Source organism: Nostoc sp., from assembly GCF_036916985.1.
In the GTDB taxonomy this organism is placed as follows: domain Bacteria; phylum Cyanobacteriota; class Cyanobacteriia; order Cyanobacteriales; family Nostocaceae; genus Nostoc.
On sequence record NZ_JBALFD010000027.1, the window covers coordinates 211,581 to 235,985 of the forward strand.

General features: G+C 41.7%; 28 protein-coding genes. 15 read left to right on the plus strand and 13 right to left on the minus strand.

The window, feature by feature from the left end; genetic code table 11:
* Positions 1 to 76: 76 nt before the first annotated feature.
* The 8 genes from V7L07_RS11095 to V7L07_RS11130 all read right to left on the minus strand — a co-directional run bounded on the left by V7L07_RS11095 (position 77) and on the right by V7L07_RS11130 (position 8,279).
* Positions 77 to 694 carry a hypothetical protein gene (locus V7L07_RS11095; protein ID WP_335057695.1) on the minus strand — a complete coding sequence of 206 codons (618 nt, stop codon included), beginning with the start codon at positions 692 to 694 and terminating at the stop codon, positions 77 to 79.
* Positions 695 to 1,018: 324 nt separating this feature from the next.
* Entirely contained in the window at positions 1,019 to 2,305 is a 1,287-nt protein-coding gene (gene efeB, locus V7L07_RS11100; protein WP_335057697.1) for an iron uptake transporter deferrochelatase/peroxidase subunit, read from the minus strand.
* A gap of 192 nt (positions 2,306 to 2,497) precedes the next feature.
* Complete coding sequence (gene efeO, locus V7L07_RS11105; RefSeq protein WP_335057700.1) at positions 2,498 to 3,688, minus strand: iron uptake system protein EfeO; 1,191 nt, start codon at positions 3,686 to 3,688, stop codon at positions 2,498 to 2,500.
* Positions 3,689 to 3,719: 31 nt separating this feature from the next.
* The gene (gene efeU, locus V7L07_RS11110) at positions 3,720 to 4,553 is read right to left on the minus strand and encodes an iron uptake transporter permease EfeU (RefSeq protein WP_335057701.1); all 834 of its coding nucleotides are present in this window, start codon (positions 4,551 to 4,553) and stop codon (positions 3,720 to 3,722) included.
* Positions 4,554 to 4,776: 223 nt separating this feature from the next.
* Positions 4,777 to 6,045: an MFS transporter gene (locus tag V7L07_RS11115; RefSeq protein WP_335057703.1), complete on the minus strand. Its 1,269-nt coding sequence runs from the start codon at positions 6,043 to 6,045 to the stop codon at positions 4,777 to 4,779.
* Entirely contained in the window at positions 6,011 to 6,484 is a 474-nt protein-coding gene (locus tag V7L07_RS11120; RefSeq protein WP_179066503.1) for a MarR family winged helix-turn-helix transcriptional regulator, read from the minus strand. The genes V7L07_RS11115 and V7L07_RS11120 overlap by 35 nt, the downstream gene beginning before the upstream one ends.
* Positions 6,485 to 6,616: 132 nt before the next feature.
* Positions 6,617 to 7,471, minus strand: coding sequence for an ABC transporter permease (locus V7L07_RS11125; protein WP_335057705.1), 855 nt, complete (start codon positions 7,469 to 7,471; stop codon positions 6,617 to 6,619).
* Positions 7,428 to 8,279 carry an ABC transporter ATP-binding protein gene (locus V7L07_RS11130; protein WP_334697133.1) on the minus strand — a complete coding sequence of 284 codons (852 nt, stop codon included), beginning with the start codon at positions 8,277 to 8,279 and terminating at the stop codon, positions 7,428 to 7,430. The genes V7L07_RS11125 and V7L07_RS11130 overlap by 44 nt, the downstream gene beginning before the upstream one ends.
* Before the next feature lie 208 nt (positions 8,280 to 8,487).
* On the opposite strand from V7L07_RS11130, the gene V7L07_RS11135 reads away from it, so the two are divergent.
* Entirely contained in the window at positions 8,488 to 8,676 is a 189-nt protein-coding gene (locus V7L07_RS11135) for a DUF6888 family protein (protein WP_334776064.1), read from the plus strand.
* Complete coding sequence (locus V7L07_RS11140; protein ID WP_334776063.1) at positions 8,663 to 8,917, plus strand: DUF6887 family protein; 255 nt, start codon at positions 8,663 to 8,665, stop codon at positions 8,915 to 8,917. Before V7L07_RS11135 ends, V7L07_RS11140 begins: the two co-directional genes overlap by 14 nt.
* A gap of 95 nt (positions 8,918 to 9,012) precedes the next feature.
* Here the strand turns inward: V7L07_RS11140 and V7L07_RS11145 are convergent, their stop codons facing one another.
* Positions 9,013 to 9,213, minus strand: a complete 201-nt coding sequence (locus V7L07_RS11145) for a UPF0175 family protein (RefSeq protein ID WP_335057707.1) — start codon at positions 9,211 to 9,213, stop codon at positions 9,013 to 9,015.
* Between the two features lie 223 nt (positions 9,214 to 9,436).
* On the opposite strand from V7L07_RS11145, the gene V7L07_RS11150 reads away from it, so the two are divergent.
* The 3 genes from V7L07_RS11150 to V7L07_RS11160 all read left to right on the plus strand — a co-directional run bounded on the left by V7L07_RS11150 (position 9,437) and on the right by V7L07_RS11160 (position 10,879).
* On the plus strand, positions 9,437 to 10,078 hold the full coding sequence (locus V7L07_RS11150; RefSeq protein ID WP_335057709.1) for a hypothetical protein: 642 nt from the start codon (positions 9,437 to 9,439) through the stop codon (positions 10,076 to 10,078).
* Positions 10,079 to 10,107: 29 nt separating this feature from the next.
* Positions 10,108 to 10,527, plus strand: a complete 420-nt coding sequence (locus V7L07_RS11155) for a hypothetical protein (RefSeq protein ID WP_335057711.1) — start codon at positions 10,108 to 10,110, stop codon at positions 10,525 to 10,527.
* A gap of 103 nt (positions 10,528 to 10,630) precedes the next feature.
* A complete protein-coding gene (locus tag V7L07_RS11160) occupies positions 10,631 to 10,879 on the plus strand; it encodes a DUF4926 domain-containing protein (protein ID WP_335057713.1) in 249 nt (82 codons plus the stop codon).
* Positions 10,880 to 10,926: 47 nt separating this feature from the next.
* Here V7L07_RS11160 and V7L07_RS11165 read toward each other — a convergent pair whose 3' ends face one another.
* From V7L07_RS11165 to V7L07_RS11175, 3 genes are read right to left on the minus strand one after another with little or no spacing between them, the layout of a single operon-like run.
* The gene (locus V7L07_RS11165; RefSeq protein ID WP_335057715.1) at positions 10,927 to 11,196 is read right to left on the minus strand and encodes a DUF2442 domain-containing protein; all 270 of its coding nucleotides are present in this window, start codon (positions 11,194 to 11,196) and stop codon (positions 10,927 to 10,929) included.
* Positions 11,168 to 11,413 (minus strand): DUF4160 domain-containing protein, encoded by a 246-nt coding sequence (locus V7L07_RS11170; RefSeq protein ID WP_335057717.1) that lies wholly within the window; start codon positions 11,411 to 11,413, stop codon positions 11,168 to 11,170. Before V7L07_RS11170 ends, V7L07_RS11165 begins: the two co-directional genes overlap by 29 nt.
* Positions 11,414 to 11,464: 51 nt before the next feature.
* A complete protein-coding gene (locus V7L07_RS11175; protein WP_335057719.1) occupies positions 11,465 to 12,010 on the minus strand; it encodes a protein-tyrosine phosphatase family protein in 546 nt (181 codons plus the stop codon).
* On the opposite strand from V7L07_RS11175, the gene V7L07_RS11180 reads away from it, so the two are divergent.
* The 6 genes from V7L07_RS11180 to V7L07_RS11205 all read left to right on the plus strand — a co-directional run bounded on the left by V7L07_RS11180 (position 12,003) and on the right by V7L07_RS11205 (position 16,299).
* Positions 12,003 to 12,170 carry a hypothetical protein gene (locus V7L07_RS11180; protein WP_335057721.1) on the plus strand — a complete coding sequence of 56 codons (168 nt, stop codon included), beginning with the start codon at positions 12,003 to 12,005 and terminating at the stop codon, positions 12,168 to 12,170. The two genes, V7L07_RS11175 and V7L07_RS11180, sit on opposite strands and share 8 nt — an antisense overlap.
* Before the next feature lie 68 nt (positions 12,171 to 12,238).
* Entirely contained in the window at positions 12,239 to 13,702 is a 1,464-nt protein-coding gene (gene ffh, locus V7L07_RS11185) for a signal recognition particle protein (RefSeq protein WP_335057723.1), read from the plus strand.
* 197 nt (positions 13,703 to 13,899) lie between these two features.
* The gene (gene rpsP / locus V7L07_RS11190; RefSeq protein ID WP_012409382.1) at positions 13,900 to 14,160 is read left to right on the plus strand and encodes a 30S ribosomal protein S16; all 261 of its coding nucleotides are present in this window, start codon (positions 13,900 to 13,902) and stop codon (positions 14,158 to 14,160) included.
* Positions 14,123 to 14,557, plus strand: a complete 435-nt coding sequence (locus tag V7L07_RS11195) for a KH domain-containing protein (RefSeq protein WP_335057725.1) — start codon at positions 14,123 to 14,125, stop codon at positions 14,555 to 14,557. Before rpsP ends, V7L07_RS11195 begins: the two co-directional genes overlap by 38 nt.
* A 328-nt stretch (positions 14,558 to 14,885) precedes the next feature.
* Positions 14,886 to 15,839, plus strand: a complete 954-nt coding sequence (locus V7L07_RS11200; RefSeq protein WP_335057727.1) for a PhoH family protein — start codon at positions 14,886 to 14,888, stop codon at positions 15,837 to 15,839.
* A gap of 55 nt (positions 15,840 to 15,894) precedes the next feature.
* Positions 15,895 to 16,299, plus strand: a complete 405-nt coding sequence (locus V7L07_RS11205) for a ChuX/HutX family heme-like substrate-binding protein (RefSeq protein WP_335057729.1) — start codon at positions 15,895 to 15,897, stop codon at positions 16,297 to 16,299.
* 5 nt (positions 16,300 to 16,304) lie between these two features.
* Here V7L07_RS11205 and V7L07_RS11210 read toward each other — a convergent pair whose 3' ends face one another.
* Positions 16,305 to 16,643: a carbon dioxide-concentrating mechanism protein CcmK gene (locus V7L07_RS11210; protein WP_335057731.1), complete on the minus strand. Its 339-nt coding sequence runs from the start codon at positions 16,641 to 16,643 to the stop codon at positions 16,305 to 16,307.
* Positions 16,644 to 16,762: 119 nt separating this feature from the next.
* Here V7L07_RS11210 and V7L07_RS11215 point away from each other — a divergent pair, with 119 nt between their 5' ends.
* The 4 genes from V7L07_RS11215 (at position 16,763) to V7L07_RS11230 (ending at position 24,403) form a co-directional block, all read left to right on the plus strand.
* Entirely contained in the window at positions 16,763 to 17,563 is an 801-nt protein-coding gene (locus V7L07_RS11215; RefSeq protein WP_335057733.1) for a DUF6816 family protein, read from the plus strand.
* 87 nt (positions 17,564 to 17,650) lie between these two features.
* Complete coding sequence (locus tag V7L07_RS11220) at positions 17,651 to 19,471, plus strand: ABC transporter ATP-binding protein (protein WP_335057735.1); 1,821 nt, start codon at positions 17,651 to 17,653, stop codon at positions 19,469 to 19,471.
* 524 nt (positions 19,472 to 19,995) lie between these two features.
* Positions 19,996 to 21,138: a VWA domain-containing protein gene (locus V7L07_RS11225; RefSeq protein WP_335057737.1), complete on the plus strand. Its 1,143-nt coding sequence runs from the start codon at positions 19,996 to 19,998 to the stop codon at positions 21,136 to 21,138.
* Positions 21,139 to 21,157: 19 nt separating this feature from the next.
* Entirely contained in the window at positions 21,158 to 24,403 is a 3,246-nt protein-coding gene (locus V7L07_RS11230) for a tubulin-like doman-containing protein (protein ID WP_335057739.1), read from the plus strand.
* Positions 24,404 to 24,405 lie beyond the last annotated feature (2 nt).

The window sequence follows — 24,405 nt, forward strand, 5'->3', positions numbered from 1 at the left end:
GTTAAACACTTGAGAATTTTCTCAACTATTTTCGAGATTCTAAAAAACCTACCCTTGAAAGCAGTCCCCTGCCCCTTCACGCTGCCAATTCTGAAAGGCGTAAACCAGTGATATTCTCGCAGGAAAAAGTTTCTTTACCCGTCCATTTGCGGCAGATTAGCTCTATAATTTGGCCTGCCCAGTTGCGGAAAAACCATTGGCATAAAGAGCCATCTTCTTGAGGAGTCATAGACAAAGGAATAAAGCCTTTGTTCTGCCATACCTGTGCTGCTACATAGATATCATCAACAATAATGGCAACATGATGGACAGTATTAAAACCTTGCTGCTGGAATAAGCTAGCGATCTGTTCATCTGGTGTGTTAGGTGCAAGCAGTACCAAAATCATGCCTGACGGCATTAACGCTGAGAGAAAGTACATGCTAGCATCTTCGGGCAATAGGTTTTGCTCTGGACAAAAATCATCAGGCCACTTTCCTGGCCCTTCCGTGATTTTGGCATCATAGTTGACCAGAGTTTTAGCGTAGTCTGTAAGAGTTTCTGAATCAGGGAACAACAGTACATAATGATCTACGACAACTAGTTCCCCAAATAGATGTATGCAAAAAGATGAGTTTAAAAATTCTGGAGTTTTGCATTCTTGTTTATACAAGAGCAATCCGTTGGTTTCTACAAAAGGCGACTCTTTATTCATCGAAGTCTCCTAAGTTGAAACCTTCTACAGCGTCTAATGAAAAGTTATCGCTCATAATGCTCACCTATAAAAACGATCTTGGTATTTAATATTGTGGCTTACAAACTGGGCTTGTACCAATAATCATAACTAAGATTACTTTCAGCCAATCTCAAGCATTGGTGGTAAATCTGTAAATGACGCGATCGCATTTGCTGAATCCCTGTGATTGCAAGCTGTTAACCATCGACACCAAGAGGATAATTAACCTGACGAGGTGAAAGCGAGACAAGACATCCCGTCCAGAACTTTAGTTATTGGTAATAACAAGTAAATTAGCCCCTTCTACAAGCTTTGGGATGCGATGATGCTTATGCTTCCTAGTAATGATTGACCTAAATAACTGCCTTTATCTTTAACGCCAGGCAAAGCAAAGAAATATCCACCACCAATGGGGCGAATATACTCCTCCAAAGGTTCGCCAGTCAAACGATTTTGCACTGTCACAAAGCCCTTTTCTAAATCAGCTTGAAAACAGACAAACAACAAACCCATATCTAATTGTCCAGCTTTGTCAAATCCACGTGAATAGTTGAAACCACGCCGCAAAATCAAACCCAACTCTGATTTGCGTGGATTAGCAAGACGGATATGAGCATCTAGGGGGATTTGTTTACCTTTAGGATCTTGAGCATAATTGGGAATATCTTTTTCGTGCTTCATCCCCAAAGGTGCGCCAGAGTCTTTACTGCGCCCAATAATTGTCTCTTGCTCCTGTAGTGGTGTACGATCCCAGCGTTCAACTAAGTTACGGATCACCCGCACCACTTGATAGCTTCCCCCTACTGTCCAAGCTGGTTCGTCGCTGTTTGGCTGTACCCAGACAATCCGGTTGATCAACTTTTCATTGCTAGCATCTAGATTTGCTGTACCATCTTTGAAACCAAGTAGGTTCCGCACTGTGGTTTTGCCGAGCTTTTTATGAGTATTCGGCGGTAGAAAACCTTCTATTTGCCAGCGCAGAGTTATTAAGTCAGGCAGATTCTTGATAATATCCCGTAAAGCATGGATGTTCGCTTCCTCTGTGTTGGCACAAAATTGTAGCAGTATATCCCCATGACACAAATCTGGGTCAAGTTGGTCATTGGGAAAACCTGGCATAGTGTTTAACCGCTTGGGTTTTAATTTGCCAAGTCCAAAACGGTTATCGAACAGCGAGTCACCCACTGCTAGAGTGATGGTGAGGTTATCTGGAACCACTACAGACCCAAGAATTCCCGAATCATTGGGCGGAAATTTAGGATCGCGTGACTTGGGTGTTCCCCCTGCCATGAGAAACTGAATGCGATCGCTCAAAGTTTGAAATAACCGCACCAAATCCGCTTTGGTTTTAGCAGTTGTATCAAATGCCACCATCAGAGCAGAAGCCGGGACAGGGGTGAGAATACCTGCTTGGTGAATACCAAAAAACGGTACAGCCTCTTCAGATGGGTCTTCAGTAGTTTCTGAAAGAGAGCGATAACCCAAACTGGTCAAAGCTGCTACTCCACCTGCTGCGGCCATACCAAGGAGCAAGTCACGACGGCTGATTCGGGGAGTAATGCGTAAACTTGGTTGCTCTGAACTAGACATAGTTTACTCCTCTGGGAATTATTGATGGAGAAGAAGTCAGAATTCAGAATTCAGGAGTCAGAATAAAGACGTGACGCTCTCTACGTTCGTGCAGCGTGTCGCAGACAGACGCTAAAAGCGTAGCTTGCTTGATTCTGTTAGCGGATAGCTAAGGTTTAGCCCATTCTGACTCCTGAATTCTGTTTCGATAAATTAGTTAACGCCTAGAGTGCCACGTAGCTGAGACAAATCTTCCGAAAGAGCAGCGATCGCAGTTTTCATCTCTTTCTTGTCTGTATCACTCACTTTGTCGTAAGTAGAAAAACCACCATCAGGGGTTTTATATTTAGCAAGTCCTTGGTTAACTTTGGTGAAATTTGCATCCACACGCGCTAGTAAATCAGGGTTGGCTTTTTGGATGACGGGGCGCAATAACTCTACAATCTTTTGGGAACCTTCGACATTAGCACTGAAGTCCCAGAGGTCAGTATGGCTGTAACGGTCTTCTTCTCCAGAAATTTTGGTAGCAGCCACTTCTTCAATCAAGCCAGCAGCACCGCCTACCATATTTTTCGGCTCAATAGTCAAGGTGGCAATACGCTTTTGTAGCTCTAGTCCATCTTTCTGTAGCTTTTCGGCAAAAGGTTTCATCCCTTTTGTAGTTTTATCCTGAAATAAAGCTTTCTCTAGGCGATGATATCCGGTGAATTGTGGATCAGCCTCTTTTTTCGCAAAGTCATCAGCACGCGAATCCATCGTTTTATCAAGATCGGAGAATAGTTCCGCGATCGGTTCTGCGCGTTCCCAATGAACATGAGTAGAGGCATAGAGTTTCTGAGCCTTAGTAAGTTCGCCAGCAATCACAGCATCGGTGAAAGTCTTGTTATCTGCCACTAGTTGGTCAGTTTCTTTGATGACGTAGACTTTGTATTCTGCGATCGCCCCGACTAATTTACCCTGATCTACAGTCCCTTTGGCTTGAGAATCTCCCACTCTCGCTTTTACTGTGAGTTTCCCTTTGGGATTGCTGCGTAAACCGCAAGCCATGTCATATTCACCTGGTTCTAGATTAGTTTTAAGTTTCTGAACGAATTCAGGAGCAATATTTTCCCGTTCTTCGATAACTTTTACCCCAGACAAAATTTCCCATTCCAAAGGTTGGCTGCTTTTATTGGTAATTACAAAGCTGTTTTGTCCAGATGTCAGTGTCAGCTGATTGGGTTCGCAACCTTTATCTGTGACAGTCAAAGCCGTTTCGGCAGAATTGCTGCTGGAAGTATCACTGGCTACTTTAGCTTCTGGAGAATTACTCCCTAAAGTATCGCTTGATTTGTTAGATTCACAAGCCGCTACTGTCAAGGCAATTAGACAGATAATTGTTGACTGCTTTAAAAATTTTTTCATTGTTATATTTTCCTAAAAATTATGGAAGTAGCTAGGAATGCCTTGTTGTATTCTTCTGTCCAGCCTTCTCTCCCAAGAAGAACAGCAACATGGTAGGAATTAGATAGCCAAAATAGGCGATCGCCTCGCTGACAGTAGGGGCATCGTTATATCCAAAAAATCCCGCCAAAAGTGAACCTAAAAATCCATTATTGGGAAGTACCCCGCTAGCATCAAATACCACTGTTTGCAGTAAATTCCACACTCCCGCTTCATGGAAAGCTCTCACCCCACTTGCTAAGAGTCCCGCAGCAACCAGGATAATAAACGCTCCTGTCCATTTAAAAAATCGCTTTAAGTTGATGCGGATACCACCCTGATAGATGCCTACACCAACGGCTACTGCGGCTGCATATCCAAACAATGCCCCCACGGGAGCTTTAATTCCCAAATTTTGCTGGAATGTTGCCAGTAGAAACACTACTGTTTCCAAACCTTCCCGCAGCACAGCAAAAAATGCCATCCCCACCAGTGCTAGTCCCCATTTATCGCCCGATTGAATGGCAGTTTCAATTTGAGATTGTAATTCACCTTTAAGAGAACGAGCTGCGCGGCGCATCCAGAAAACCATCCAGGTGAGAACCCCAACTGCAACAATAGAAATTAATGCTGCAAATAATTCCTGTTCTTGTTGGGGGAAATCCTGGCTGGTTATTTGCAAGATAATTGCAGCAACTAGACAGAAGAAAGTCGCTAGTGCAATGCCAATCCAGACTGACTTCATCAAATGGGTACGTCCAGTTTGCTTTAGATAACTGGCAATTATCCCCACGACAAGTGCAGCTTCAACGCCCTCTCTGAACATGATCAAGAAGGGAAAAAGCATGGATAACCTTATTAACTATAATTACTATCAATTCATCATGAGAATAATAACTTAATTGAGAACCTTTGTATATAAGTGCAAGTTAAAAAATCTCTAACATCCTAAAAGAATAAATTTTCCGATCAAGGACTGCAACAGTTAACAACGAGATCCCCGACTTCTTAGAGAAGTCGGGGATCTGAGTCTTGTGATTTGAACGAATTAAAATAATTGATACGTACTTCTACTTGTACTCCTGCAAAGCCCCTAATCTGCGAATTCCCGGCCAAATCGCAGCTGTCGCAATTACTACCAAGATTGTCCCAATTCCACCACCTACAACGGAAATCACCGGGCCAAATAAAGCCGCAGTTAAGCCTGACTCAAAGCCTCCCAATTCATTGGAGGCACTAATAAATACGCTATTAATCGCAGCAACCCGACCACGTAAATAATCTGGTGTTCTGATTTGAACTAATGTATGGCGAATTACAACGCTAATACTATCTAGTGCGCCACCAAGGATTAGCATCAACATAGACAACCAAAAGGAATGAGAAAGTCCAAAGATAATTGTGACAACTCCAAAGCCAACCACTGACCACAATAAGGCTGGCCCTGCTTTGCGTAATGGTGGTAAATACGCCAGAGTAATAGCCATAGTCAAAGCACCAATGGAATGGGCTGCCTGTAGATATCCCAACTCCATTGGCCCCACATGTAAAATATCTTTAGCAAAGATGGGTAGCAAGGCGATCGCACCACCCAACAAGACAGCAAACATATCCAATGTAATCGCTGCTAAAATTAGCTGATTCTGCCAAACAAATTTAGCACCAGCCGCAAGCGCTTTGAATGAGATTGGCTCCGTTGAGCGAGTACCTTTTTGCTCTTTGATCCCCAGTGTTAAAATAAAACACAGCAACGCAGCGATCGCTGCTAATACATACACTCCTGTAGCACTTCCCAACAGCGCAATCCCGAATCCCCCGAAGGCTGGGCCAATAACAGCAGCTAACTGAAAGCTACTACTGTTCCAAGTCGCTGCATTGGTAAAGGCACTGACAGGTATTAATTGCCACATCAAAGCATCACTAGCCGGTTTGAGAAATGCCCTAGCGACACCTGTTAATAGCAAACAGGCGTAAGTTAGAAAAATTGCACCTTTTGTATAGGAAAGTACTGCCAAAGCTAGCGAGCAGAGAGCTAGCAACATTACCGACAGTAACATAATGAGTTTGCGATCGCGGCGATCGGCCACATGGCCGACAATTAAGGTGAGAGCAATCATCGGCAAGACTTGCGCCAGCCCGACACCACCTAAAGCGATCGCTGAGTTAGTCCGCTCATAGAGTTCCCAGCCGATGGCTACAGTTTGCATTTGCGACCCCACGAACAGCACCAGCCGTCCAATGGTAAATAGCCGATAGTCTCGAAACTTAAAGGCTGCAAAGGGATCGTGCTGTGCAACCTCAGAGTTATGGGGCTTTGAGTTCTGTTTTCTCGAAGACATTTTTTAGTAGAGTTAAGCCTTCTTCAATATTGGAAATTTGCTCTTCTGTCAGACCTTTTAGCAAATCGGTAATATGAGCGCGCGTTTGGTCTTGGGATTGCTTCAAATGATGTTTTCCATCTTCAGTTAAACTGAGCAGCACCCGCCGCCGCTCTTGAGGATGATCGCAGCGTTTTACAAAGTCGCGTTGTACCAAGCGTTCTATGGTTGCTGATGCGGTAGCAGAGGTGACACCTAAATGCTCTGCCAGGTCAGATAAGGAAGCGCCAGGATTGCGGTTGATAAATGCTAGCGATCGCAACTGAGGTATAGATAAAAAAGCAGCGCTGTGGGCACGCATATCCGCTCGGATAAACCGCATCATTAATGGAACTGTTTCCATTACTCTAGCGGCACATTCTTCGGAAGTTGCACCTTGAGTAGGTTTATCCAAGGTCATGGGCTTGTTGTTCTCCTGATTACATCGCCATCACTGGATTGAGTCGTCTACCAATGATGGCTAAAATTATTAGCGTTAATAAGAGAATTGTACAATCCAGACCAAAGCGATAGCCGCTATTTCCATTGGGGATTACATTGCTACCCGTGGATAAAGTCGTCCACCGATAGTAGCTAAGATGACTAATGTTAGTAAGAGAATTGCCAAATCCCAACCAAAACCATAAACGCTGACTCCATCCACTAGCATGGCGCTACGTAAGGCATCAACCTGATAAGTTAAAGGATTCAAGTGGGAAATAAACTTTAACCAGTCAGGCATCATTGAAATCGGATAAATAGCATTGCTGGCAAAAAATAACGGCATAGTTAACATTTGTCCAATTCCAGTCATCCGCTCTCTGGTTTTTGCCAAACAGCCAATAATTAAGGAAAAAAGACAAAAGCAAGCTGCCCCCAGCATCACGATTACTAGCACTTGCAGAAAAGCTAGAGGATGGAAATTTAATTTTACACCTAAGATAAAAGACAACACATAAATTACTGCTACCTGTGATAAGCACCGGACTCCACACGCTAGAGCTTTACCCAAGACCATTGCTACACGGGGGGTAGGACTAGCAAGAAATTTATGTACAATCCCTAAATCTCGTTCCCAAATTAGTGTCATTCCTCCGGTAAAAATGGCCACATACAACACGCTTTGAGCGAGAATGCCAGCAGCCATGAAGTCTAAATATGGTAAGTTTCCTGTGGGAATTTCCCGAATCTTGGAGAAAACTTGCCCAAAAATCAGCAACCATAATGACGGTTGTACCGATCTGACTATTAAATCAGTGGGATCGTGGCGGAGTTTACGCACTTCCAATTCCGCGATCGCCAGGGTTTTTGTAACTAGCTCTTTAATTGCAGAGATCACATTGGCTCGGTGAGTGGGTGGTGATTTAACCCAACCGTTGAGCAGTACGTCTGGTTCTTGCTGTGTCACGGTAGTTCACTCCTGATGTTAACTGGTCGCCTGTATAGTAAATAAAGACATCATCCAAAGTTGCGTTTGGTTTATCTAAAGAAGCTTTTAAGTCGCTTGGTGTACCTGTGATAACGACTTCACCTTGCTGCATAATCGCCACTCGGTTACACAGGCTATCTGCTTCTTCTAAAAAGTGGGTTGTTAAAAATATAGTTGTGCCGTAATCAACACAGAGTTGCTGCACAAGTTGCCATACTTGAGTTCTAGCGATGGGATCTAAGCCGACAGTCGGCTCATCAAGAAACAGAATTTGAGGTTGATGTAAAACTGAGACGGCGATTTCCAGCTTGCGGATCATCCCACCAGAGTAGTTTCTTACCAAGCGTTTTGCTGCATCTTGCAAACCCATGTATTCTAGAATTTCATAGATGCGGCGATCGCGTCCTTTGGCAGGTATGCCATACAGCTTGGCAAAGATTAACAGATTTTCGTAACCCGTGAGGCTACCATCAGCAGAGAGCGCCTGGGGTACATAGCCGATAGCCCTTCTTACAGGATTAGATTGACGAGTCACATCATAGCCAGCTAGAGTTGCTGTTCCTGCGCTGGGAGGCAGTAATGTTGTCAACATCTTAATAACTGTACTTTTCCCGGCTCCATTGGGGCCAAGCAGGCCAAATACTTCGCCCTGTTCCACAGATATGCTGAGGTTATTAACAGCTGTTAACTTACCAAAACGGCGCGTGAGTCCCTGAGTTTCCAAAATCAGTGGTTTTGGTTCGCTAGGAGGTTCTGACCGATTTATTTTTCCCGTCAGTATTGTCACAAGTTTGATGCACTTCCATTAATTAGTTAAACTAACTATTAGCTTCTCAATATATCTGTCTGAAGTCAATAGACTTGTTACAAAAATCTGAATCAGAGTAAAAAGGAACTCAGTAGAGTGGCGGCGAGGTTATTGATGGGCGAAGTATTACTGACAAATTAACCCCAAACACTTGCTAAGATAGCCAATAGGTGAAGAAATGTTCAGAATGCCTACTGCTGCCCAGCTAGAGAGTCTATACCGCATCGCCTATCAACTGACTTATGTTATGCTTCAGCCGATACATCTTGTTTGTGTTGATAATCGCACTCGGAATCTGTATTTATTAGCTGGTTATAGCGAAGAACTGGAGTTTCAAATTCTACCCAACGGGGAGTTTGCTGATGAGCCGCGTTAACTACGATGCAATGTCTAATGCCGAGTTGAGAGAGTATTTTCTCAAACATCGTAAAGATGAAGCTGCATTTCAGGCGTACTTAAACAGAATTAACCAACGTCCACTCAGAATTATTGCATCTCTCAACGACCCTGATTTTGATGAAAAGGTTCAGGTAGCTATTCGTCAAAAGTTAGAAGCTGCAAGAAATGTTAGCAACCAGCCATCTAACACAGCATTGGAGCCGCAAGACCAAGATTAGTCTGTGAGATTTATTTGCGTCTAAAGTTTGGACTTCAGTTGTACCTGCAACTGGAAAGTTGGGATCAGGCAGTTCTTGGTAGACAGCTTCAAGAATTAGGACTGTTCCGTAAAGCTGTTGTAGTAAATGAAGATGGTTAATGGCAGCGAGGTTATTAATGGGTGAAGTCTCACTGACAGCGATCGCAGTCTATCCATTGCCCGCAAGTTATTGATATCTTGTTCAAAATCCTCAACCCCGTAATGCACTGAAATTTGCCGACTTGCGAGTAGATGCTGAAATGCTATGCGATTCATACCTGCAAGCCGAGTCCGCCAAAACTCAGGACTCCGACGCGGATAGGTTGGTTTATTGGTTGTGTATTCATAGTGATTGTACTGTGGCTGATGGCTGTAAAGGTTAACTATGCTTTATTTTTCTAGGTGATGAGGATGAATGATAATTTTTTTACTGGGAAATTCCAAGAAGCGCGATATGTAATAACTTAAACCTTTAATATAGCAGTATTAATAATTAAGTATGACAATTTACACACCTGGAGGAATGCCAATCAGCTTCCCGATGAGCTATGCTTTTAGCTTACTCGCAAGACTTTATCCGAAGTATCGTCCACATAAGGTTTTAAAGATAGCTGAAGGTATGGATAAAGCGCCTGAAGCTATTGCATATCTTTTGGGATTTATATTATTTGCAGTGCAAATTTCACCCATTATAATTTTTATAAATGTTCTCATTTTCCCAGCAATTATGCGGGTAATGCATATTAGGAGTAAATATATTGATTATGTCGTGAATTTAGGTGTGATATTCAACTCTATTGGGACATTTGGAATAATTTCGATAGGACTTACTGTGTTTGGATGGTACTCAGTAGGATGGCAAGGCTTAGTAGCATTTTTGTGTGCAAGGTTCTTTGGAGGATTTATCAATAGTATTCTTGAGGCACAAGAAAAGAATCGAATCAGAGTCTTAGCAAAAGTCAACTATAACGAGTTTGATAGATGTTTTATAGACGCATATCGATTTTGTGCCAATAAGATTGGTGTAACTATCGATTTATCAGTTTCTCAGCAGGAGTTAGCGAGTAATAGTTGGCAGATTGTCTACAGCGATTATTCTCATCAAAACCCTATTTTGTTTAAAATGAAAGATTTTTCATGAATAAATTTATTTTAGTGATGGAGATATTTATGACTATTATTTCAGGGGTATTTGTATTCATTTTAGGACAATTAGTACTCAAGTTTATTATCGAGCCTATTCAAGAATTTAGAAAAACTGTAGCCGATATTGCTTTTGCTTTAATCGAATATGCAAATATTTATTCAAATCCAGGATATGCTGGCAATGAGCTTGAAAATAAAGCCTCACAAGAGTTGAGGAAACTCTCATCACGTCTAAATGCTCAAATCTATTTGATACCAGGTTACAGAACTATTTCAAAACTATTTAAATTACCTTCAAAAACTAATCTGGTAGAAGCTACCAGTGAACTAATTGGTCTTTCAAATGGTGTTTTCAAGTCGCCAATTGATTTGGTAAATACTAATTTAGAGAGAGCTAAAAAAATTCGCATTACACTTGGAATTTATGACCCAAAAAGTGATTAAGTAAAAAGTGTAACGATTCGCCGCGCTTGGATTATCGAAAATGGTTCTAATACCCCAAGATTAACAACCTGCTATCCTCTGTAATATCTGGAAGTTATACAAGATGACTAAAAGTACAATAAAGTTGCTGGATGTATTAGCACTGACAGTTGATCTGCCTGAATACAACCTGTACCGTGGTCAAGTTGGCACAGTAGTAGGATTATTAGCTGGTGGCGCTGCATTTGAAGTTGAATTTAGCGATCGCAATGGCCGCACTTATGAATCTGTCGGTTTACGCCCAGAGCAAATTATGGTGTTACATTTTGAGCCAGCATCCCCTGATTCAGTCCCGGAAATGGTGACAGCCTAAGCGATACCAGCAAAGCGATCGCATCTGGTAATTTTGAGAGCGATCGTTTAACTTACCACTTTGGTTCTTGGTGCAGGTGCGCCACGCAGCATTCCTTCTGTGCTAAGGTCTTCATCAATTTCTTCCCAATGAATGCCGTAGCCACCCCCGCAGGTTTCCCATTTTAATCGTTGTTCAAGGGTAGTATTGAGCAGCCTGGGATACCAAACTAATGGAACTGTGATTGTTCGCCCATCCATCAAGTCAACACTGATAGTCTCTTCAGTAAAACGTACATCTTTAACTCTCTCATCCGCCCGAACTGCCAAAATACCCATCCCAAGCCTCCAAAAATTTTGCTTGATTTTCTTGTACCAACTCTTCTAATTTTCGCAGTTCTTTGGGGCTAAAGCCAATGCTACTTGATAAACTGACCTGCTCAAGCCAAAACTTAGCTGTTGAGTCATCCCGATCAATATGAATGTGGGGTGGCTCATTCGGTTCATGGCTGTAAAAGTAGAAGCGGTAGGCACCAATTCTTAAAATTGTTGGCATACTTCAAGACTACATCAAAGCTATTTATTGTTTTTATCTTAGATAGCAAACTCAAAATCTTTGATGTACTGCTAGACGGCAATCATTCAGAAGCACATCAAGTTCTTTGACAACCTTGAAGGGATTTCTAGCTCTAAATACAGCAGCGATCGCAGCTTCATAAGGATTTCTACCTGTTCTTTTGACAGCATCTATTGCAGCTTGATTTGATAATCCTCGGACACTAACTAACCAAGCCGCTAACACATGTCCAGTACGTCCAATTCCACCAGCGCAATGTACAACAACTTTCTCATTTTGTTTATCGGCTTCTATTAAGAAAGGAAGTATTTTCTGGGTGAGGTTTTCTAAATCAGATAAATGAAAATCTGCAATTGGTGCAGAGCAAACTAGCTGATTACCAAATTCTTGTTTGTATATGCCCAAAAGATCGGAGTAAGAAGCTAGCTGTTGTTCAGCAAGAAGGCAGCAAACACGCTTAATATCTTGGCGCTTCATGAATTCTACCCAATCTTGAACGTTCTTGTCAGTGTATCCAGGTCGCGCAGCACCAAAGACTATTTGCTCTTTCTCCCAAGCTGGGGCAAACTTGTACATATCTAAACTGTCTAGAGTCGAGGTAGGTAAATCTCATCAATGGCAGAAAATGGCGATCGCAGCAATAGCAACGATTCAAATCAAAGTCGCCAATTCGTATCTAGTTGCTACAGTCGGGGTGAAAAATACTAAGCTGGTAGATAGCACGTTAAAACTTTAGCGGAAATTCGCGATCGCATTCATCGGCGGTTTAGAATTCTCCATTGGCGAACTACCTGTAATTACATTATGTTTGATGCATTATCTGACCGTTTAGAATCCGCCTGGAAAAAACTGCGGGGACAGGACAAAATTTCTCAATCCAACATTCAAGATGCATTGCGCGAAGTGCGCCGCGCCTTGTTGGAAGCAGATGTTAACCTCCAGGTAGTCAAAGATTTTATTAGCGAAGTCGAAGCCAAGGCCCAGGGAGCCGAGGTAATTACTGGCGTGCGACCTGACCAACAGTTTATCAAAATTGTTCACGATGAACTGGTGCAGGTAATGGGAGAAGAAAATGTTCCCATCGTAGAAGCCCAGGAACAGCCTACTATTATTCTGATGGCTGGGTTGCAAGGTACTGGTAAAACCACAGCTACCGCTAAATTAGCCTTACATCTGAGAAAATTAGATCGTAGCTGTTTGTTGGTGGCGACAGACGTATATCGCCCAGCAGCGATCGATCAATTGCTAACCTTGGGTAAGCAAATTGACGTACCAGTATTTGAACTAGGAAGCGATGCCGATCCCGTAGAAATCGCAAGGCAAGGTGTAGAACGCGCCAGGGCAGAAGGTGTAAACACAGTAATTATTGATACTGCTGGTCGTCTGCAAATTGACGAAGATATGATGGCGGAATTAGCCCGCATCAAAGCAACCGTCCAACCCCATGAAACTCTGTTGGTGGTGGATGCGATGACTGGTCAAGAAGCCGCTAATCTTACCCGCACCTTCCACGATCAGATTGGCATTACTGGGGCGATTCTCACCAAATTAGATGGTGATAGCCGTGGCGGTGCAGCGCTTTCTGTGCGGAAGATTTCGGGAGCGCCGATTAAATTTGTGGGCGTGGGTGAAAAAGTCGAGGCACTGCAACCGTTTTATCCCGATCGCATGGCATCGCGGATTTTGGGTATGGGCGATGTGCTAACCCTGGTAGAAAAAGCCCAAGAAGAGTTTGACTTAGCCGACGCTGAGAAAATGCAGGAGAAAATTTTGTCAGCAAAGTTTGACTTTACTGACTTTCTCAAGCAGTTGCGAATGCTAAAGAACATGGGTTCTCTGGGAGGCTTGATCAAGATGATCCCAGGGATGAACAAGCTTTCAGACGATCAACTCAAGCAAGGAGAAACCCAGTTAAAGCGCTGTGAGGCGATGATTAACTCCATGACTCGCCAAGAACGCCATGACCCCGATTTATTAGCCAGTTCTCCCAGTCGGCGGCGGCGGATTGCTGCTGGCTCAGGCTATAGAGAGTCAGATGTGACTAAACTGGTGGGTGATTTCCAAAAAATGCGATCGCTCATGCAGCAAATGGGTCAAGGTGGCTTTCCTGGAATGCCGGGAATGTTCGGTGGTGGCGGTATGGGTAACGCCTTTGCGGGCGCTGGGAATCGTCCTCCTGCCCCCGGATGGCGGGGTTATGATGGTGCCTCAGCCACGAAAAAGAAAAAACCCAAAGATAAAAAGAAAAAAGGCTTCGGCAATCTTTAGTCAAGAGTCATTAGTCATTGGTCATTAACCAATAACAAAGGACAAAGGACTAATAGCAGCAAATGCTAGGCAGTGCTAAAATTAGCATTTCGACCTCAGAATTTATCAGCAGAGGAAACTGACCCTCTATTTCTCGGCAACAGCCAGATTTAGGTTACTTCCTTTATCTAAAACAATAGGAGAATGATTCTTCAACCATGATCAAACTGCGCCTGAAGCGATTCGGTAAAAAGCGGGAAGCAAGTTACCGCATTGTCGCCATTAACAACCTCGCTCGCCGCGATGGCCGTCCCTTAGAAGAATTGGGTTTTTATAACCCCAGAACTGATGAAGTGCGACTAGACGTTCCCGGTATCGTCAAGCGACTACAACAAGGCGCTCAACCCACTGACACGGTACGTCGCATTCTAGTAAAAGCTAATGTTTTTGAACAGGTCAGTGCAACAGCCGCATCATAATTTCGGAACAAAACTCCCAACAGCTAGCCCAAACTATGTTGAGCTGGTTCGCTTTTTGGTGCAGCCGTTTTTGGAATCTCCAGAGACTTTAAGCGTCGATTGCGAAATTTCTCAGGCCCTCAAACGGGTTTGGGTTCGCATCGCCTTTGAAAGCACAGATAAAGGGAAAGTGTTTGGTCGAGGGGGACGCAATATTCAGGCGATTCGTACAGTAATTGCCGCAGCCGCAGCCGCAGCTGGGCAATCAACATACCTGGATATCTATGGCAGCACCACTCCGGGCCGCGAGGGTATGTCTTTTGATGAAGACACAGAAGAGCGATCGCCACCGCCGACTAAGAGAGAACCGCGTGCAAATGATGGGCCTAAACCCATTGTTAAACCGCGCCTCCGCTAGGTTGAAACTAGATAGTAAATCTGAGCGGAGTTAACAACAACCGCTCAGAATTTTTGCAAAGATGGAAAGTAGCAAAAAGATTTTTGGATCTTTTTTTGAACTCTTCACTGAATTTTAGATTTTAAATTTTGGATTTTGGATTAATTCAAAATCCAAAATCCAAATTGATTCACCAGTAGCATACTGCTAGATTGTAGGGTCGTACAACCGATTAATTTGGTGAAAAAATTTTTCAAACAAAATGTTAAGTAATAAAAGCATAATTTTGCCGTTAGCGAGAAAATATTAACCTTTGTCAAAAACAGATCCTCACCAATTAAAAAATCCTATGGCAGGTGCTTTAACAATTCAGCTGCCGAATATTCCCAGTGCGATCGCTCTAGCCGGAGATAGAGAAGAAAATCTCAAAATCCTATCTCGGCAAACAGGAGCCACTTTAGTGTTACGCGGACAGGAATTAGTGATTTCTGGTACTGAAGGGCAAATTGATCTGGCTTCTCGATTAGTGCGATCGCTTGAAAACCTCTGGATTAAAGGCAATACTATTTCCAGTGCCGATATTTTAACAGCCCGTCAAGCCATAGATAGCGATCGCCAAGGAGAACTGCAAGATTTACAGCGAGATGTCCTCGCCAAAAGTCGTCGGGGTGAAGAAGTCCGTGCTAAAACCTTTCGCCAGCGTCAATATATCGACGCACTCCGTAAACGCGATCTCACCTTCGGCGTTGGCCCTGCTGGTACCGGCAAGACTTATCTTGCTGTTGTTGTCGCGGTGCAAGCACTCCTTGCTAACCAAGTTGAAAAGCTAATTTTAACTCGCCCTGCCGTCGAAGCTGGTGAAAAACTCGGTTTTTTGCCTGGAGACTTACAGCAGAAAGTTAATCCCTATCTTCGCCCACTTTACGATGCTATTTATGAATTCATCGACCCAGAAAAAGTACCCAGTTTAATGGAACGCGGTGTGATTGAGGTTGCACCACTCGCCTATATGCGCGGACGTACCCTTAATAACGCCTTTATAATTGTCGATGAAGCCCAAAATACTACACCCGCTCAGATGAAAATGGTTTTGACTCGTCTGGGTTTCCGTTCGCGGATGGTGATTACAGGCGATATGACACAAACTGATTTACCACTTCATCAACAATCGGGTTTAGGGGTGGCTTTACAAATTTTAAAACACGTTGAAGGCATTGCCTTTTGTGAATTTTCTCAAAAAGATGTCGTGCGCCACCCTTTAGTTCAGCGTATTGTGGCTGCTTATGAACAATATGAAAAGTAGGGATTGGGCATGGGTCATTGGTCATTAGTAAAAAACTCAGAAAGTATAATAATTTATGAGTACTACTTTGAAAGAATTTTTAGCAGCTTGTGAGACTTTGGGAACTTTGCGTTTAATTGTTACTAGCAGCGCTGCTGTATTAGAAGCACGGGGCAAAATTGAAAAGCTATTTTATGCAGAATTGCCCAAAGGTAAATATGCAAATATGCACACCGAAGGCTTTGAGTTTCACTTGAATATGGATAAAATTATTCGAGTGAAATTTGAAACTGGTGAGGCAAAAAGAGGTAACTTTACTACTTATGCAATTCGCTTTTTAGATGAGAAACAAGAATCTGCTTTAAGCCTCTTTTTGCAATGGGGTAAACCGGGAGAATATGAACCAGGACAGGTGGAAGCTTGGGAAACTCTAAAAGAGAAGTATGGGGAAATTTGGGAACCATTACCAGCAGAAATTTAATACAGCTAAACTGATAGGGGTGGAGGAAATCTGATATCTGCACTGAAATCCTCTACATTAACACTGCGATGAATTGGTAAAACATATTCTAAATTTTCGTGTGGGCGGGGAATAATATGCTCAGAAAGCACCTCGCCACCGTTAACTCGCAGCACCGCCTTTAGTCCTGCTGTCACCGCCACATTTACCTCGCCAATAGCCCCTCGAATTAACACGGTAATTCGTCCCAAATCAGTATTTTCATAACCAACAAGGGTTACACGGGCAGCTTTACACATCGCATCTCCCACTTCCACTGCTGTCGGAACGCCATAAACTTCAATCATGCCTAATGCTAATGTCATGCTGTCACGATAAATTTGGGATTGTAAGGTTAATTAATCTACTATAAAATTTTAATTTTTAACACAAAAATAATTAATTTTTAATCGAAAAATAATAAACGTTAAATACAAAACTACTAATGCTTGTAATGAAGGGAATTTGGAGTTTTTTCCTGCTGCTTTTATTCTTTCTGTGGGGTGGTGAAGCTCTTGCCGGAGAGTTATCTGAACGGTTAACCAACTTTCCCCAGTGGGAAAAATTAACTTCAGTGCAACCGGCTTCGGGAGATTTAGTTTACCCTGAATGGATGGCTGGTACTTGGAAAGTTACAAGTACTTTAGTAGATTTAGCTGCGCCTTTAGCACCAGAGATTGTAACACCAGGGTTTGAAGGTAATCGGCGACAATTAAATCAGCCTGTGAGTTTTGTAGTAAGATTTGTAAAAGAACAACCATCTATTCCTGGACTAAAAATATTTCCCCAGATAGATTACAAATCCCCAATTTTAGTAGCAGATAGAGCGTTTAATAGCTTGAATTTGGCAAGGGCTTATTTAGGGGATAAAGCAGTGTTATTAGTCAAAGTAGATCCAGATTCACCTAATCGTCAAATTACATTCTTGCGTAGCAGTCGACAACTAGTTTCCATTGTGACTGCACGAGCCACAGAAACTACCCTTGATGGCAAATTCATCACCACAGAAGTGTTTCAACAACTATTTAAAGGCGGTTCACGCCCCTATTTAAACTCTGTAGAATCCACTACGGCTTATCATAAACTTTCAACATCTAATCCAGTGATTGAAGCAGATCAAGTTACTGCTGTTTATCTTTCACCCCAAGATCCAGATTACTTTAAAGCGGGTTCTCGACCAGTTGCCCTCTACCGCTATCGCCTTGAATTTTTCCCTCAAGAACTGCCAACTACTCCTAAAGGGTGATTTGTCATCTAGCTCTTGACTACTTTGTAATACGTCTGTAGTATATAAATTCCAAGTTTACGATCGCGCTCTTGGACGGTGTGCATCATGGCCAAATTTCAAGATATTGTCAATTACTTTCGCTCTGACTGGAAACTAAGTGTTTTTAGTATTGCAGCATCCGGCGTTTACGAAATTATTGATTTGGTTGTCCCTTATGCAATCGGGCAGATTTTAAACATTTTGTCTGCTCAACCATTGGATAAACCACTTCAAAGTGCGATCGCAACTTTTTCTGATATCACCAATTACCCAGTCACTAAAACTCTATCTTTAAGTATATTACTGGGTTTAGTTTTCGTTGTCACTGTACTGAGAGCGCCAACACAACCTTGGCTAACCCATTGGTTTCATTGGGATATAACCTTAAGGTTGCGTCGGCAGAAAGCCCAAACAGCCATCGAAAAAATTCTCACTCTCCCACTAGAATTTTATGATGAAAATAACCCTGGACGTATTGCGGGAAGAATAGCTAGAGGTATTTCTAACCACACTTTTACATACCCTGAGATCGCAGGACAATTGATTCCTAAACTAGTTCGTGTGCTGGGAATTTTCGTATTTATCTTAGTGATTGAGTGGCGAATTGCGATTTTATATCTGATTTCCTTTACGGTTATTCTTAGCTTTACCTTGAAGGATTTAAAGCAGCTAATTTGGCACGAAACTATTCTGGATAAATATGGAGAGGATACAGAAAGCCGCAATTCAGAACTGATTACCAACATCAAAACGGTGAAGGCATTTGCTACAGAAGCTAATGAACTAAAACGGCAAAAGCAACGTTTGGATCGTGAACTAATGGTGGTTGAGTATCGTGTCCACAAAGGTTATACGAAACTGGCTACTTGGCAAAGAACTGTCATTCAGTTCTGCGTATTTACCATCCTGGGTTTGACTCTAGCAGCAACAGTAAACGGTAGAATTTCTCTCGGTCATTTTGTCATGACCTTAACGCTTTCTAGCATGGCTTATGCCGAATTAGAACCTATTAGCAATTTGGCAGAACTTTTTGCCCGTCGTTATTCTTCAATGTTGCGGTTTCACGAATTTCTCCAAGAGCCAACTGCACCTGATTCAGCTAGTCTTTTAGAAGAGAGCAACCAGACAGAATCACCTTATAAATTTACTGGAAAAGTTGAGTTATCGCACGTTAGTTTTGGATATGATGCCAACCGTCAAGTTTTACAAGATATCAACTTGTTGATTGAGCCATACCAAACAGTGGCATTAGTGGGGCGTTCCGGTTCTGGTAAGTCTACTTTAGTGAAATTGCTATTGCGATATTTTGAACCTCAAGCAGGTCAAATTCTGATTGATGGTCAAGATATTCGCACTTTGAATGTGGGTAAATATAGACGAAGGCTAGCGATCGTTCACCAAGAAGTAGACGTTTTCAACGGTACTATATTGGACAACCTCACCTATGGTAGAACGAATGCGACTTTGGAGCAAGTCAAGGAAGCCTGTAGAATTGCCAGAGTCGATGAAGTAGTGCAGCACTTACCCCAAGGTTATTACACCGTTGTGGGAGAACGAGGTGTCAGGCTATCTGGAGGACAAAGACAGCGCTTGGGAATTGCGAGGGCGTTGCTAGTGGAACCAGACGTGCTGATTTTTGACGAAGCCACCTCTAGTTTAGATTATGAATCTGAGCGTTCAATTCAGCTAGCCATGCGATCGATTCAGGGTACTTGCACGACCATTGTGATTGCCCACCGTTTAAGCACAGTGCGAGAAGCTGATAAAATTGTAGTTTTGGAGCAAGGAAAGATTGTAGAAGTAGGTAGCCACGATGAACTCTTGCGTCACGAAGGTATTTACCGCCGCTTGCACTCCCTACAAGAAACAGGAGAACTCCTAAGTTAGGGGAGATACACATTTTGGATTTTGGATTTTGGATTTTAGATTAACTCCATGAATCAATCTGCTTGATTAAATCGACCTTATTGTATTGTCAATAAGGTCGATTTTTTCCAATTGTCTTAAACAGTATTTTGTACAAGACTGAAAATTTTGAGCCAACAGTCATAATGTATACAATATGTGATAATAGATTTCAGATAAAAGTCAATGTCTACTGAACTCTGTCTGCCTAAGTAATGCAAGAAACGAGGCTTGGAATTTGCCTATGCGTAAGTATATAAATGAAGTCTTTTCTATAGCGCTTCTCGTTTGTATGCAATACACTCTGACCTCTCTCCTAAAAGGAGAAAGGCTTTGAGCTTTACTCCCCAACGCTAGCAGGCAAGGGGTTGGGGGTTAGGTCTGTATTAAACTCAACCCAGAAGCGCTATATTGCCATTTTTATATGGGTATGAAAGCGCTAATTACATATCATTAGATATCTATGCAACAAATCTCATACATTATTTAATTAAACTATATTATTTGTGACTATAACTAAAATTACTCCTGGACAAACACTTACTTCCACACAAAAAGTTGGCTTAGATTTAGTTGCTGTTTTGGGTGGCGGACGAGATGTTGTTTTGGCGATTGATTTGACAGAAAGCGTGGGATTAAATGATGAAGGTCGTATCCGCTTACGTCAAATCATTCAAGATAGCCTGAAGCCTGGGGACACTGTATACATTATTCCTTTTGCTCAAGATGTAGTTTTAAGTGAAGTTAAATTGGGTGTAAATCCGTTGGGAACACCCATCTACTTTATTAGTAATAATCAAGAAAATATTGACAAAATTTTAGCAAAAATACCTTCACCAGACCCAAAATACTACGGTACAGATATTCAGCAAGCTGAATTCACTATTTATCAAGGTCTGGCTCAGATTAATCAGAATCGCCTGCAAGAAAGCCAATATATAAAACCACAATCAGTAGTTTGGGTTACAGATGCGCCCCTATTTACCCAACCAGGAATTCCTTCCCAAATTTGGATAGAAACGCCTGCTAATAGCCCTTTTCGGATAGCGGAATCTCCAGAAAGTCAACAGCGACAAGCTTGGATTAAAGATTTGCCAATTCAGAAGCGATCGCTATCAATAAAAACGCAGAATAATCAACAATACAAACTCACTGTAGTCGATATTGCTCCTACAGTTCAAGAATTTTGCACCCCAGCCCCAGGGAATCAAGAAACTTGTTTAGTCACACCTTATTTAATTAAAAAACTGTGGATACCTGGATTAGTTGTAATATTACTATTAGTAGGGGTAATTTTAGGTGGAGTAAAATTATATCGTCTGCAAAAAAAATGGGAGTTGATAGTTGATTTTGAAGTAACAGCAAAACCAGAAGATCAAAAATGCACTTTACCAAACAATAAACGCATTGCAATTGGTGAATATGACTCTACTTCTGTAGATTCTATTGACTGTCCAGGTGTAGAAGTTAGGGCATATTTAGAGCGCAAAGGTGAGAAGCTTTATTTAGTACCAACTAATTTGACCCCAATTTATTATAATGGTAAAGAAATTACGTCACGTACTCTCATAGATAAATCTAGGTTTCGGCTGAATTGTCCAGATTTTCGCAACCGCGACTACGAGATCATTATTAAACTAAAAAAGTAGTATCTCTAGGGTGCATAGAATGAGTCAAACAACTACAAATGAACTTCAATATCGGGGAATAAACCGGACAATTTGTATAGGTTTAGGCGGTACTGGGCGCGATGTTTTAATGCGAATTCGGCGGTTAATTGTTGACCGTTATGGGGATTTAAGCAACCTCCCAATTGTGAGTTTTGTTCACATTGATACAGATAAAGCTGCAACACAAGTCACTGGTATTCGGACAGGAAGTACCTATCATGGCGTTGACCTCAGCTTTAAAGAGGCAGAAAAAGTCAGCGCTACAATGTCCTCCAACGAAGTTACCATGTTTGTCGAAGGATTGGAGCGGCGGTCAGAATATACTCGTCATGGCCCATACGACCATATTGCCAGATGGTTTCCACCACAACTACTGCGAAATATTAAAGCAGTTGAAGAAGGTGCAAAAGGCATTAGACCTGTAGGTAGGCTAGCTTTTTTCCACAATTACCAAAAGATTAAAACAGCAATTGAAAGCGCAGAAAGGCGCACAAGAGGACATGATTCTTTATTGCTGAAAGCAGGTTTAAGAGTCGAACCAGGACTGAGCATTTTTGTTGTTGGTTCTCTTTGTGGCGGGACTGGTAGCGGGATGTTTTTGGATATTGCTTATAGTCTCAGACAGCTTTATGGCGACCAAAGCGCCAAAATTTTTGGCTATTTAGTGATTAGTCCAGAATTGTATGGCAATGCTCCTAGTATGAGCGCAAATACTTACGCTGCTCTCAAAGAATTAAACTATTACAGCACACCAGGCACGAAATTTGAAGCATTTTATGACCTCCAAAATTTAGTTTTTATCCAAGAACAGCGTCCACCATTTGACTATACCTATTTAGTATCAAGTCAAACAGGAGGGGAATATTCAATTCTTGTTCAAGGTAAGCTATGTAATGTGATTGCTCATAAGATTGCTTTGGATTTTTCCAGTGAATTAGCACCAGCAATCAAAGGCAGTAGGGACAACTTTCTGCAACACATGATCCAATGTGATAAGCACCCGCGCCCCAATAGCCAGCGTTATTTAACATTTGGATTGGCGGCTATCTATTTTCCCCGCGATACTATTGTCCAAATAGCCTTAAACCGCGTTAGTTTAGAGCTAGTGAAATTTTGGCTAAACGGCAAAGGTCAAAGTCCAGATCCCCTAAAATTAATTGAGCAATTCCTCATTCAATATCATTGGCACAACGACCCAGAAAATAAAGATAATTTCACTACTAAGCTAGCAGAATCAGTTCAAGAAAATAATAAGAGCTTTCGCAATACTATTAGTATTTGGAGAAATAAATTAGATCGGCAAATTTCCGAGTGTCAAAAACGCGATAATCGCAATGATATTCGCGGACAGTTGCCAAGGGAATTTAGAGAGCAATTTCGTAAAGTTCAGCCTGGTGAAACTGAAAGCACTAGAGGTATTTGGCTGACAAGACTGCTACAAATTTCTCCAAATACTACCAAGGAACTAAAGACTAATATTGATGATTATCTGAGTCAGTTACTCACGCCAACAGATTCTACTTTTTCGATTAAAAGTGTCCGTGATTGGCTAGATGCTTTGCAACATGAATTGCATAACTATCAACTAAACTTGCAAGAAAAAATCACTGATAACGGTGGAATGAAAATCTTGGAAGATTTGGAAAGAAAATGGCGAGACACTGAACAAACAATCGAGGATATTGAACATAAAGCTGGTATTCCCCTCCTCAATAATAAAAATAGTCAATTTCAAGATGAAGCCAAAAAATCAGTACAGGAAGTCTGCAAAATTATTCAGCATAACTTTGATGTCACTGTCGTTCAAGAGTCGCTAAAAATTGTTAATAATCTGCAAAAGCACGTTCAAGAAAGAACAACTCAAGTTGCTGCCTTTAGTAGCTTAGTAGAAGATTTACAAAGTTTCTATGAAAAGCAAGATAGGGACTTAAGACAATTGAATTTTGATGAAATGAGCGGAGAAGCAATATTTGATAGTGAGGATATTGATCGCTGTTATCAAAATATTTTGCCAGAAGATGATTTACGTCGCCAGTTTGTGCTAGTAAGTTCGACAATTACAGAACAAACTGGTAGAGGACAATCTTTGGTAAGTTTTATAGACAGAGAACGCACTACTTCAGAACAGTTGCAAAAAGAAATTGACCTGAAAGTTGATAAATTATTTGCTTCTCGGAGTATTAATATTGTCAACTCTGTGATTAAGCGTTTTATGCAAAACTACTCTCTAGCGGTACGTTCAACTCGTTTAGCACAAGTTATGCAGGAAGCTGAACCTCTCTTGCGTTTAAATTTAACTGACCCCTATTTCCGTGAAGACCCTGCTAAAAGTAGTAAGTTAGTCGGTTTTAAAGATACAGATGAATTAGAAGTACGACAGTTTAAAACTTTGCTGACACAGGATATAGGAGTAGAAGTAAGTGTCTTAAAAGCAACACAAGCTGAAGACGAAATTTTAATTGTAAATGAGTATGCTGGTTTTCCTCTCAGACTAATTAGTAGTCTAGCAAGAATGAGAAACCCCTACCTGCGTGAACAACATTCTCCAACATCTTTTCTTCATAACGACTATAACGCTTCATTTCCTGACATTATTCCGCCTGATGCTAGAAAAATGGAAGAATTGGAGGATGTTTTTTATCCTTGCCTAGCATTGGGTTTATTAGAAAAAAATCAGGATAATCAACAGTTGGAATTTCAATATCATGATCCATTGCGTGATAGTTATACTACTGCTTCTTTAAATACAGAGTGGAGTCAAGCTTTGGAGGAACTTGCTAATCGTAAGGACATGACTGAAGCTTTACAACAGCTTTTGAATGATGAAATTGCTGTCATAGAAGGACAACCTGAACTTTGGGACAATAACTATCTACTTAAAGTCCGGCAATTTGTCAGAGAAGTCGATGATTTACCAGAAGATAGTGCCAATTATCCCTACAAAGCAGCAGTAGTTGGAACTCCTACAAGTACAGATCCTATAGCTAAAGAGGGAATTATCAATCGCTTCCGCAGAAAGATGAATGAGCGATTTAAAATTTCCCCAACTCTCAGCACAAATCTAGGGAAGCAAAAAGCTATTGTAGGTGAAATAGTTGTTGATTATCCTGTAGATTCTACTGATAATCGAGCAAAACGACGCTTAGAATTGGATCGACTAAAACAAGACTTAGCTGACGAATTGATTACTGAAGAAGAGTACGATCGCGAGAAACAAAAAATCTTTGCTAAATACCCCCTTTAGTA